Consider the following 11938-nt stretch of genomic DNA (forward strand, 5'->3'; position numbering starts at 1 on the left):
TCCTCGACGGTGCGCTGCGCCCGGAACCGCGGCTCCGGCTTGCCGAACGTCGCGACCGTCGACGGCAGCGGCTGCCCCAGCGCGCTGGTCATCACGTCGAGCCGGGCGACCGCGTCGTCGTAGGCCTCGTCGACCCGCTCGTCGGTGCCGTTCCAGTTCACGGCGTTGGCGATCAGCGTGATGGTGCCCTCGTGGTGGTCGACGGCCGCCAGGTCGGTGGCCAGCAGCAGCAGCATGTCGGGCAGCCGCTGCCGTCGACGGTCGCGACGTTCGGCAAGCCGGAGCCGCGGTTCCGGGCGCAGCGCACCGTCGAGGAGTACGGCAAGATCGTCGACTACCTCGTCGAGCAGATCGCGGCCGGCGAGGCCTTTCAGGTGGTGCCCTCGCAGCGCTTCGAGATGGACACCGACGTCGACCCCATCGACGTGTACCGGATGCTGCGGGCCACCAACCCCAGTCCCTACATGTATCTGCTGCACGTACCCAATAGCGCTGGGGCAACGGACTTTTCGATCATCGGTTCCAGCCCCGAGGCGCTGGTCACCGTCGCCGACGGATGGGCCACCACGCATCCGATCGCCGGAACCCGCTGGCGCGGGCAGACCGACGAAGAGGATCAGCTGCTGGAAAAGGAATTGCTCGCCGACGACAAGGAACGGGCCGAGCATTTGATGCTTGTGGACTTGGGCCGCAACGACCTCGGCCGCGTCTGCACGCCGGGCACCGTGCGCGTCGACGACTACAGCCACATCGAACGCTATAGCCACGTCATGCACCTGGTGTCGACGGTGACGGGGATGCTCGCCGAGGGCCGCACCGCGCTGGACGCGGTGACGGCGTGTTTCCCGGCCGGCACGCTGTCGGGCGCGCCCAAGGTGCGGGCCATGGAGCTGATCGAAGAGGTGGAGAAGACGCGCCGCGGCCTGTACGGCGGCGTGGTCGGTTACCTCGACTTCGCCGGCAACGCCGACTTCGCGATCGCCATCCGCACCGCGTTGATGCGCGAGGGCACCGCCTTCGTTCAGGCAGGCGGCGGGGTGGTGGCCGATTCCAACGGCCCCTACGAATACACCGAAGCCTCGAACAAGGCGCGGGCGGTGCTCAACGCGATCGCGGCCGCGGAGACGCTGACGGCGCCGCCACCGGGCAGCAATGGGTGATGCACGCCCGGCCCGGGCGGGCCGGATCACGATCGTGGTTGCCCAGCTGTTGCTGATGGCGGCCGCGGCGGCGCTGTGGGTGGCCTCGCGGCTGCCGTGGGTGGTGGTCCGCTCGTTCGACGGGCTGGGCCAGCCGAAGCAGGTGACGCTGTCGGGCGCGACGTGGTCGTCGGCGCTGCTGCCGTTGGCGCTGCTCATGCTGGCGACCGCCGTGGCGGCACTCGCCGTGCGCGGCTGGCCGCTGCGGGTGTTGGCGGGGCTGCTGGCGGTGGGCAGCCTCGCGGTCGGCTATCTCGGGGTCAGCTTGTGGGTGATTCCGGACGTGGGCGTGCGCGGCGCCGACCTGGCGCATATCCCGGTGATGTTCCTGGTGGGAAGCGAGCGGCGCTACTGGGGGGCCGGGATCGCGGTCGCCGCCGCGGTGTGCACGCTGACCGCGGCCGTTCTGTTGATGCGGTCGGCCTCGAAGGCCCGCGACGGCGCAACGAAGTTCGCCGCGCCCGCGACCCGCCGATCGAATGCGCGACGGGAAGACACCGGCGGGGCGATGCTGGAGGGCGATGAAAAGCCGGAGACCTCGGGCATGTCGGAGCGGATGATCTGGGATGCGCTTGACGAGGGACGTGACCCGACCGATCGGGCCCGCGGGTCCGACACCGAGGGTCGGTGACGGGCCGCGAGGTGACGGTCGCTACCCTTCTTTCACGTCATCGAAATCGGCTAAGTAATCGTGGCGACAGTGTGATGGCAGTGGGAAGGAACGACAGGCATGAGTCCGGCATCCGTGCTTGACTCCATCCTCGAGGGAGTCCGGGCCGACGTTGCCGCGCGCGAAGCCGTTGTCAGCCTGACCGAAATCAAGGCGGCCGCCGCGGCGGCGCCAGCACCGCTGGACGTGATGGCCGCGTTGCGCGAGCCCGGTATCGGCGTCATCGCCGAGGTCAAGCGCGCCAGCCCGTCGGCGGGTTCGCTAGCGCCCATTGCCGATCCGGCAAAGCTTGCCCAGGCCTACGAAGACGGCGGCGCCCGCATCATCAGCGTGCTGACCGAGGAACGACGCTTCCGCGGCTCGCTCGACGACCTCGACACGGTGCGGGCCGCGGTGTCAATCCCGGTGCTGCGCAAAGACTTTGTGGTGCAGCCCTATCAGATCCACGAGGCGCGCGCGCACGGCGCCGACATGCTGTTGCTGATCGTCGCCGCGCTGGAACAATCGGCGTTGGTGTCGATGCTGGACCGCACCGAATCGCTCGGCATGACCGCGCTGGTCGAAGTGCACACCGAGGAAGAGGCCGACCGTGCCCTGAAGGCCGGGGCGAGGGTGATCGGCGTCAACGCCCGCGATCTCACGACGCTGGACGTGGACCGGGACTGCTTCGCCCGCATCGCGCCCGGGCTGCCCAGCAACGTGATCCGGATCGCCGAATCGGGCGTGCGCGGCACCGGCGACCTGCTGGCCTACGCCGGCGCCGGCGCCGACGCGGTTCTGGTCGGCGAGGGTCTGGTCAAAAGTGGCGACCCGCGCGCGGCGGTCGCCGATCTGGTCACCGCGGGCACCCACCCGTCCTGCCCCAAACCGTCGCGCTAGCCGCCGATGAGCTGTCCCCGCGTCGAGAATTGGTGATGGTAGACCTGTCCCGCCCGGAGCTTCCGCTTTCGAGTGCGGCCATCGCCGAACCCACCCGCCACGATCCCGATCCGGGTGGTCATTTCGGCGGCCCCGGCGGTTATGGCGGCCGTTACGTCGCCGAGGCGCTGATGGCGGTGATCGAGGAGGTCACCGCCGCCTACGAGAAGGAACGCGTCAACCCCGACTTCCTCGACACCCTCGACGCGTTGCAGGCCAACTACACCGGTCGGCCGTCGCCGCTGTACGAGGCGACCCGCCTGTCCGAGCATGCCGGCTCGGCGCGGCTCTTCCTCAAGCGAGAAGACCTGAACCACACCGGCTCTCACAAGATCAACAACGTGCTCGGCCAGGCGCTGCTGGCCAAGCGGATGGGCAAGAACCGGGTGATCGCCGAGACCGGGGCCGGGCAGCACGGCGTGGCCACGGCCACCGCGTGCGCGCTGCTCGGACTCGAGTGCGTCGTCTACATGGGGGCCGTCGACACCGCCCGCCAGGCGCTCAACGTGGCCCGGATGCGGCTGCTGGGCGCCGAGGTCGTCGCGGTGGAAACCGGTTCCCGCACGCTCAAGGACGCCATCAACGAGGCGTTCCGCGACTGGGTTACCAACGCCGACAACACGTACTACTGCTTCGGCACCGCGGCCGGGCCGCATCCGTTCCCCACCATGGTCCGCGACTTCCAGCGCGTCATCGGCCTGGAGGCGCGCGTGCAGATCCAGGCGCAGGCGGGCCGGCTGCCCGATGCGGTCACCGCCTGCATCGGCGGGGGATCCAACGCGATCGGGATCTTTCACGCCTTCATCGACGATCCCGGCGTGCGGCTGGTCGGATTCGAGGCGGCCGGCGACGGCGTCGAGACCGGCAGGCACGCGGCGACGTTCAGCGGCGGCTCGCCCGGCGCGTTCCAGGGGTCGTTCTCCTACCTGCTGCAGGACGAGGACGGCCAGACGATCGAATCCCATTCCATCTCAGCGGGTTTGGACTATCCCGGGGTCGGTCCCGAACACGCCTGGCTCCGGGAAACCGGACGCGCCGAGTACCGGCCCATCACCGACGCCGAGGCGATGGACGCGTTCGGCCTGCTGTGCCGCACCGAAGGCATCATCCCGGCCATCGAATCGGCGCACGCGGTGGCCGGGGCGCTGCGGCTCGGCGCCGAATTGGGCAGCGGCGCCGTCGTCGTGGTCAACCTGTCGGGCCGCGGCGACAAGGACGTCGCGACGGCCGCGAAGTGGTTCGGCCTGATGGGGCCCGACGAGCAATGACCGTGCACCAGAGCGAGGCGAGCCGGCTGGGGCCGGCCTTCGAGTCCTGCCGCGGCGACAACCGCGCGGCGCTGATCGGCTACCTGCCGACGGGCTACCCCGACGTCGCCACCTCGATCGACGCGATGGTCGCCCTCGTCGAATCCGGTTGCGACATCATCGAAGTCGGCGTGCCGTACTCGGATCCGGGCATGGACGGCCCGACGATCGCGCGGGCGACCGAGGTGGCGCTGCACGGGGGAGTGCGGGTCCGGGACACGCTGGCCGCGGTCGAAGCGATCAGCGCGGCCGGTGGCCGCGCGGTGGTGATGACGTACTGGAATCCGGTGCTGCGCTACGGCGTTGACGCGTTCGCGCGGGATTTGTCGGCGGCGGGCGGGCACGGCCTGATCACCCCCGACCTCATCCCCGACGAAGCCGGGCAGTGGGTGGCGGCCTCCGACGCGCATCGGCTGGATCGCATCTTCCTGGTCGCTCCCTCCTCCACGCCGGAGCGGCTGGCGACCACCGTCGAGGCGTCACGCGGCTTCGTCTATGCGGCCTCGACGATGGGGGTGACCGGGGCGCGTGACGCGGTGTCGCACGCCGCGCCCGAACTGGTGCGCCGGGTCAGGGAGGTGTCCGACATACCCGTCGGCGTCGGTCTGGGTGTGCGATCGCGGGAGCAGGCCGCGCAGATCGGCGGCTACGCCGACGGTGTCATCGTCGGGTCCGCGCTGGTGTCGGCGCTGGGCGAGGGCGGGCTGCCCGCCCTGCGCGCGCTGACCGAGGAGCTGGCGACGGGTGTGCGGCAACGGGCGGCGGCCTCGTGACCCACTTGCTCGCGTATTTCCCCAGCCCGCCGCGGGGGGTATGGCACCTCGGGCCGCTGCCCATCCGCGCCTACGCGTTGTTCATCATCACCGGCATCGTGGTCGCGCTCATGATCGGGGACCGGCGCTGGGAGGCCCGCGGGGGCCAGCGCGGACTCATCTACGACGTCGCGCTGTGGGCCGTGCCGTTCGGATTGCTGGGCGGCCGGCTTTATCACCTCGCCACCGACTGGCGGACCTATTGGGGCCCGGGCGGCGCCGGGTTCGGGGCGGCGTTGCGAATCTGGGACGGCGGCCTGGGCATCTGGGGCGCGGTGGCGCTCGGCGGCGTCGGCGCGTGGATCGCTTGCCGGCGCCGCAACATTCCGCTGCCGGCCTTCGGCGACGCCATCGCGCCGGGAATCATCCTGGCGCAGGCCATCGGTCGGCTCGGCAACTACTTCAACCAGGAGCTCTACGGCCGGGAAACCACGGTGCCGTGGGGTTTGGAGATCTTTTACCGGCGCGACCCCTCCGGATACGTCGACCCGCATTCGCTCGACGGCGTCTCGACCGGGCAGGTCGCTCTCGTGGTGCACCCGACGTTCCTGTACGAATTGATCTGGAACGTGCTGGTTTTCGTGGCGTTGATCTACGTGGACCGGCGCTTCAGGTTCGGTCACGGGCGCCTGTTCGCGTTGTATGTCGCCTGCTACTGCATCGGGCGCTTCGGCGTCGAGTTGATGCGCAACGACACGGCCACGCTCATCGCCGGGATCCGGATCAACGTCTTCACATCGACTTTCGTGTTCATCGGGGCCGTGGTGTACATGATCCTCGCGCCGAAGGGCCGCGAGGATCCCGCGAGCCTGCACACCGATTATCCGGTGCCCGACGATGCGCCGCCGCCCAAGCCGCGGACCGGATCAGAACCCGAGCCCATAACCGGCGCTTCGGTGGCGGCGGCCGCCACGGTCGCCGGTGTCATGGCGGCGGGGAGGACGGCGAAACGGCTGATTCCGCGAAGGCGGTCGAAACCGGTGGAGCCCGTCGAGGCAGAGGCCGACGCAGGGACCGTGACAACGGAGGTCGAAGCCCCGGAGGCGGTGACCGCAGAGCCTGAAACGGCCGAGGCCGCGGAACCGGTCGCCGGTGGGGCCGAAACCGCCGAGGCCGAAACCGAAGTAGTTCAGGTTGCGGAACCGGAAACGGAGGGGCCGGAAGCCGACGCGGCCGAGGAGCCGGAAGCCGAGGAGGGCGAGGCTGAGGCCGAGGAACCGGAGGCCGAGGAGGGCGAGGGACCGGAGGCCGAGCAGGCCGAGGAACCGCAAGCCGAAGCGGAAGAGGCTGAGGTCGACGAGGCCGAGGAACCGGAGGCCGAAGCGGACGAGGCCGAGGCTGAGGAGGCCGAGGCGTCGGAACCCGAAGTCGCGGCGGCCGCGGCGGCCGTCGCGGAGGCCGAGGAAGGCGAACCCGCGGAGCCGGACACCGACGATGCCGAGGCCGTCGCGACGGAGGCCGAGGACGCCGAGGTCGCCGAGCCCGAAGCCGAAGACCTTGACGCCGAACCAGAACCCGCCGAGCCCAAAGATGAAGAGCCCGAACCACACTCGGAACCAGAGCCCGGCGGTGACGATGAGAACGCCCCCGTCGGCTCAACCCGGCGGCGACTGAGCTTCCGACTGAGAAGCCGGCGCGGCCGCTAGGGGCCCAGCGCGCGTACGGGTCGAGTGTGAACTCAGGGCTTTCGGTGTGAGCTGGCGGCGAAGTGCGTCGGCGTGTCGTCGCCCAGGATTCACACATGCCCACCGGCCAGGTCGGCGCACTAAGGTGGACGACGTGATCGGCCAGCACACACACCGGACGTACGCCGCGGTGGGCAGCGGCGCGCTGTTGGCCGGCGCGGTCGGCTATGTCGCGCTGGTCGATCCGCACAACACGCATTCGATCTATCCGCTGTGCCCGTTCAAGTGGCTCACCGGCTGGAACTGCCCCCTGTGCGGTGGCCTTCGCATGACGCATGACCTGTTGCACGGTGACCTGACGGCCACCATCAACGACAACGTCTTCATCCTGGTGGCCATCCCGGCGCTGGCCGGCTGGATCCTGCTGCGCCGTCGGCGCGGCCGGCCAGTGCTGTCGACGCCGGCGGTGGTGACGATCACAGTCGTCGCGATCGCGTGGACGGTGCTGCGCAACCTGCCGGGCTTCCCGCTGGTTCCGACCGTCCTCAGCGGGTAGCCGCGTTGCGTCCAATCGGTTAACTCCGGCTGCCCCCGCGCCGCGCGACTATGCTGGTTCGCCGTGAGTAGACGCGGGAAGATCGTCTGCACCCTGGGCCCGGCAACAAACTCCGACGAACTGATCCTGGCGCTGGTAGAGGCCGGAATGGACGTCGCTCGAATGAACTTCAGCCACGGGGACTACGCCGATCACAAGGCCGCCTACGACCGCGTGCGGGCCGCCTCCGACACGACCGGCCGCGCGGTCGGTGTGCTCGCCGACCTGCAGGGCCCCAAGATCCGGCTGGGACGCTTCGCCACCGGCCCCACCTACTGGGCGGACGGGGAAACGGTCCGCATCACCGTCGCCGAATGCGAAGGCAGCCACGACCGCGTCTCGACCACCTACAAGAAATTGGCCAAGGACGCCGTGGTCGGTGACCGCATCCTGGTCGACGACGGCAAGGTCGGCCTGGTGGTCGACGCCATCGACGGCGACGACGTGGTCTGCACCGTCGTCGAAGGCGGCCCGGTCAGCAACAACAAGGGGCTCTCGCTGCCCGGCGTGAACGTGTCCGCGCCCGCCCTGTCGGACAAGGACATCGACGACCTGACGTTCGCGCTGAACCTGGGGGTCGACCTGGTCGCGCTGTCGTTCGTGCGCTCGCCGTCCGACGTCGAGCTGGTGCACGAGGTGATGGACCGGATCGGGCGGCGGGTACCGGTGATCGCCAAGCTGGAAAAGCCCGAAGCCGTCGACAACCTGGAAGCCATCGTGCTGGCGTTCGACGCCATCATGGTGGCCCGCGGCGACCTGGGCGTCGAGCTGCCCCTCGAAGAGGTTCCGCTGGTGCAGAAGCGGGCGATCCAAATCGCCAGGGAGAACGCGAAACCCGTCATCGTGGCGACCCAGATGCTCGACTCGATGATCGAAAACTCGCGACCCACCCGGGCCGAGGCCTCCGACGTCGCCAACGCCGTGCTCGACGGCGCCGACGCGTTGATGCTGTCGGGGGAGACGTCGGTGGGCAAGTACCCGCTGGCGGCGGTTCGGACGATGTCGCGCATCGTGTGCGCGGTCGAGGAGAACTCCACGGCTGCGCCGCCGTTGACGCATGTGCCCCGCACCAAACGCGGCGTGATCTCCTATGCCGCCCGCGACATCGGCGAGCGGCTCGACGCCAAGGCGCTGGTCGCCTTCACCCAGTCCGGTGACACCGTCAAGCGGCTGGCGCGGCTGCACACCCCGCTGCCGCTGCTCGCCTTCACCGCGTGGCCCGAGGTGCGCAGCCAGCTCGCCATGACCTGGGGCACCGAGACGTTCATCGTCCCGATGATGACATCGACCGACGGCATGATCCGCCAGGTTGACAAGTCGCTGCTCGAGCTCGGGCGCTACAAGCGCGGTGATCTGGTGGTCATCGTCGCGGGCGCGCCACCTGGCACAGTAGGGTCGACAAACCTGATCCACGTGCACCGGATCGGGGAGGACGACGTCTAGCGCAAAGACCCGAAGGAGAGCCCGCCATCAGCACCAATTCTGATTTCCAGGAACTGCTGGCGATACTCGACCTCCGAAAGGTCGCCGAGGACCGGTTCGTCGGATCACACCCCAGCAAGAACCCGATGCGCACCTTCGGCGGGCAGCTCATGGCGCAGTCGTTCGTCGCCAGCAGCCGCACGCTGAAGTCCGACGAGCTGCCGCCGAGCGCGCTGTCCGTGCACTTCATCAACGGTGGAGACACCGCCAAGGACATCGAGTTTCAGGTGACGCGGCTGCGCGACGAGCGGCGCTTTGCCAACCGGCGCGTCGACGCCGTGCAGGATGGCGTCGTGTTGTCCTCGGCTTTGATCTCGTACATCTCGGGCGGCCCCGGACTCGAGCACGCCGTCGACCCGCCGCAGGTGCCGCAGCCCCACGCGCAACCGCCGCTCGGCGAGCTGTTGCGCGGCTACGAAAAGGTCGTGCCGCACTTCGTCAACGCCCTGCAGCCGATCGAATGGCGCTTCACCAACGATCCCTCCTGGATCATGCGCGACAAGGGCGAGCGGCTGCCGCACAACAGGGTCTGGATGAAGGCACTGGGTGCGCTGCCCGAGGACCCGGTCCTGCACACCGCGGCCCTGCTGTTCTCGTCGGACACCACGGTGCTGGACTCGGTGATCACCACCCACGGGCTGTCGTGGGGATTCGACCGCATCTTTGCGGCGTCCGCCAACCATTCCGTGTGGTTTCACCGGCCGGTCAACTTCAACGATTGGTTGCTGTACTCCACGTCGTCGCCGGTGGCCGCGGATTCGCGCGGGCTGGGCACCGGACACTTCTTCGACGCGGCCGGCCAGGCGATCGCCACGGTGGCGCAGGAGGGCCTGCTGTTATATTTCCCGTCCGCCCAGCGATAGACAGGTCACAGTACGGCATACCCGCAGGAAAACCGCCTGATTTGCGCCCCCCGGGACCGCGATCGGGCGTAAGTTCCAGTCAGCCGGGTATTCGGTGCGAATGGGAGCTGATCGCATCGGGAGGTGAAGGTGAACGGACCGGTCGACGTCGCAGCGAAGCCCCGCGCCCGAGAACGCGTTGTCGTCCATGTCGATTCACTGGCAGCCCGCTGGGTCGGGGCCTCGGCCCTGCTCTGCGCGGCGGCCTGGCTGGTCGTCATCCTCGCCCGACACCATCAGCAGCCGGATTGGCACTACAGCGACCGACTGGGCTGGTCGCTGACGGTGTTGGGCGCCGTGGCCTTCATCGCCCGCGGCATCTTCCTGGGCCGCCCGGTGACCACCATGCACGCCGCCGCGGCCGCGGTTTTCGTGGTGGCGGGGCTGGGCGCGCACGTGCTGTCTTTCGACCTGCTGGGCGACGTGCTGATCGTCGGGTCCGGGATCGCGTTGATGTGGCCGACGTCGGCGCACCCGCGGGCCGCGGACCTGCCCCGGGTGTGGTCGTTGATCGATGTCACCTCCGATGACCCGCTGGCGCCCTTCGCGATGCAGACGGGCAAGTGCTACCACTTCACGGCCGACGGGACGGCCGCGCTGGCGTATCGCACCCGGCTGGGATACGCCGCGGTCGGCGGCGACCCCATCGGCGACGAAGCGAAATTCCCCGAGCTGGTCGCCGACTTCGCCGCGATGTGTCACACCCACGGCTGGCGGATCGCGGTCGTGGGCTGCAGCGAGCGGCGACTCGAGCTGTGGCGCGATCCCGCGGTCACCGGGCGGTCGCTGCGGGCCATCCCGATCGGCCGCGACGTCGTCGTCGACGTGGCCGGCTTCGAGATGGTGGGCCGCAAGTTCCGCAACCTGCGTCAGGCCGTCAAGCGTACCCACAACTTCGGCATCACCACCGAAATCGTGGACGAGCAGCAACTCGACGACGACCTGCACGCGGAGTTGAGCGATGTGGTGCGTGCGTCCCCCAGCGGCGCCCACTACGATCGCGGCTTCTACATGAACCTCGACGGCGTGCTGGAGGGCCGGTTCCCCGGAATCAAGCTCATCGTCGCCCGCGACGCCGGCGGGCGCGTGCAGGGCTTCCACCGCTACGCGACCGCCGGCGGCGGCAGCGACGTCACCCTCGACGTCCCGTGGCGTCGCCGCGGATCGCCGAACGGCATCGACGAGCGGCTCAGCGTCGACATGATCATGGCCGCCAAAGATGCTGGCGCGCAGCGGGTATCGCTGTCGTTCGCGGCGTTCCCCGAGATATTCGAGGACAAGGATCGCGGTCGGGCCCAGCGTGTCTTCTACCGGTTGATCCACATTCTCGACCCGCTGATCGCGCTGGAGTCGTTGTTCCGGTACGTGCGCAAGTTCCACGCCATGGACGCCCGGCGCTACGCGGTGATCTCGATGACCCAGCTGCTGCCGCTGGTGGTGGTGTTGTTGACGCTGGAGTTCATGCCGCGCCGGCGCCACCTGTAAGTCGCAGCTCGCGGCAGCCGATGCCCTTGGGTAAGTGGTGGGTGGCCACCACGACGGTCCGTTCGGCCGACATCAGCGTCGACCGCGGACCCAGCAGTTCGCGCAGCACCCGCTCGGCGTCGGCCGCGTCGAGGTGCTCGGTCGGCTCGTCGAGCAGCACGATGCACGCCGGCGCGATCACGGCGCGGGCCAGCAGCAACCGCCTGCGCTGGCCCGCCGAGAGCGCCTGCGCGCCACCGGTTAACACCGTCGACAGGCCCTCCGGTAAGCCGGCCAGCCACCCACCGAGTCCGACCGCCTCGAGCGTCGCCGTCAGTTCGTCGTCGCCGCAGTCGCCGCGGGCCACCAGCAGGTTGTCCCGGACCGTGGTGGCGAAGACGTGCGCGTCCTCGGCGAAAAAGCTGACCGCCCTGTGCAATTCGTCTTCGTCGAAGCGGCTGAGGTCGGTTCCGTTCAGGGTCACCCGCCCGTCGAGCGGGGGGATCAGCCCGGCCAGCGTCATCAGCAGCGTGGTCTTGCCCGAACCGCTGGCGCCGGTGATCGCCAGCCGGGCGCCCGGCGGCAGGTCGAGCCGCACCGGGACCGCCCGCGACGCGCCGTCGTGGCCGGAGCGGACATCGACACAAAGCGACCCGCCAGCGGGTGCCGCCTCGCCGGGCAGGGTCGGGCGGTCGGGGGGAGCCAGCTCGAGCAGCCGGCGCGCGGCGATCCGCGACCGCGTCAGCTGGACCGCCGCGGCGGGCAACGGCGTCGTCGCCTCGAACGCGGACAGCGGCAACAACATCAGCACGGCCAGCGTGGTGGGCGCGACCGTGTGGGCCAGCGCGATGCCGGCCACCACCGCGCCCAAAACGCTGGCCCCGATCGCCGCGGTGGGCATCGCCTCGGCGATGGCCGCCGGTCGCGCCGCGGCGTCAAGGGCCTCGGCCCAATCGCGTTGGCG

General features: G+C 69.7%; 10 protein-coding genes and 2 pseudogenes. 10 read left to right on the forward strand and 2 right to left on the reverse strand.

Annotation, left to right across the window (positions count from 1 at the left end):
• A pseudogene (locus tag A5673_RS19235) lies at positions 1-245 on the reverse strand (anthranilate synthase component I); the annotation flags it as partial.
• Here A5673_RS19235 and A5673_RS19240 point away from each other — a divergent pair.
• The 10 genes and pseudogenes from A5673_RS19240 to A5673_RS19285 all read left to right on the forward strand — a co-directional run.
• Positions 237-1160, forward strand: a pseudogene (locus A5673_RS19240) (chorismate-binding protein); the annotation flags it as partial. The pseudogenes A5673_RS19235 and A5673_RS19240 sit on opposite strands and share 9 nt — an antisense overlap.
• On the forward strand, positions 1153-1830 hold the full coding sequence (locus A5673_RS19245; protein ID WP_068235880.1) for a TIGR02234 family membrane protein: 678 nt from the start codon (positions 1153-1155) through the stop codon (positions 1828-1830). The pseudogene A5673_RS19240 and the gene A5673_RS19245, both read left to right, overlap by 8 nt.
• Before the next feature lie 99 nt (positions 1831-1929).
• Complete coding sequence (gene trpC, locus A5673_RS19250; protein ID WP_068235881.1) at positions 1930-2748, forward strand: indole-3-glycerol phosphate synthase TrpC; 819 nt, start codon at positions 1930-1932, stop codon at positions 2746-2748.
• A gap of 32 nt (positions 2749-2780) precedes the next feature.
• Positions 2781-4055 carry a tryptophan synthase subunit beta gene (gene trpB / locus A5673_RS19255; protein WP_197518426.1) on the forward strand — a complete coding sequence of 425 codons (1275 nt, stop codon included), beginning with the start codon at positions 2781-2783 and terminating at the stop codon, positions 4053-4055.
• Positions 4052-4867 (forward strand): tryptophan synthase subunit alpha, encoded by an 816-nt coding sequence (gene trpA / locus A5673_RS19260; protein ID WP_068235886.1) that lies wholly within the window; start codon positions 4052-4054, stop codon positions 4865-4867. The genes trpB and trpA overlap by 4 nt, the downstream gene beginning before the upstream one ends.
• Positions 4864-6552 carry a prolipoprotein diacylglyceryl transferase gene (locus A5673_RS19265; RefSeq protein WP_068235892.1) on the forward strand — a complete coding sequence of 563 codons (1689 nt, stop codon included), beginning with the start codon at positions 4864-4866 and terminating at the stop codon, positions 6550-6552. The genes trpA and A5673_RS19265 overlap by 4 nt, the downstream gene beginning before the upstream one ends.
• Positions 6553-6685: 133 nt before the next feature.
• Positions 6686-7087: a DUF2752 domain-containing protein gene (locus tag A5673_RS19270; RefSeq protein ID WP_068235901.1), complete on the forward strand. Its 402-nt coding sequence runs from the start codon at positions 6686-6688 to the stop codon at positions 7085-7087.
• Positions 7088-7150: 63 nt separating this feature from the next.
• A complete protein-coding gene (gene pyk, locus A5673_RS19275) occupies positions 7151-8569 on the forward strand; it encodes a pyruvate kinase (protein ID WP_068235895.1) in 1419 nt (472 codons plus the stop codon).
• A 26-nt stretch (positions 8570-8595) separates the two neighbouring features.
• Complete coding sequence (locus A5673_RS19280) at positions 8596-9471, forward strand: acyl-CoA thioesterase II (RefSeq protein WP_068235898.1); 876 nt, start codon at positions 8596-8598, stop codon at positions 9469-9471.
• 129 nt (positions 9472-9600) lie between these two features.
• Positions 9601-10995, forward strand: coding sequence for a bifunctional lysylphosphatidylglycerol flippase/synthetase MprF (locus A5673_RS19285; RefSeq protein ID WP_068235903.1), 1395 nt, complete (start codon positions 9601-9603; stop codon positions 10993-10995).
• Here A5673_RS19285 and A5673_RS19290 read toward each other — a convergent pair.
• Positions 10970-11938 (reverse strand): ATP-binding cassette domain-containing protein (locus A5673_RS19290; protein WP_156748394.1); only part of this gene is annotated, 969 nt, incomplete at its 5' end. The genes A5673_RS19285 and A5673_RS19290 overlap by 26 nt on opposite strands.

Origin of the sequence: Mycobacterium sp. E3198, assembly GCF_001667015.1 — a bacterium.
Classification (GTDB): domain Bacteria; phylum Actinomycetota; class Actinomycetes; order Mycobacteriales; family Mycobacteriaceae; genus Mycobacterium.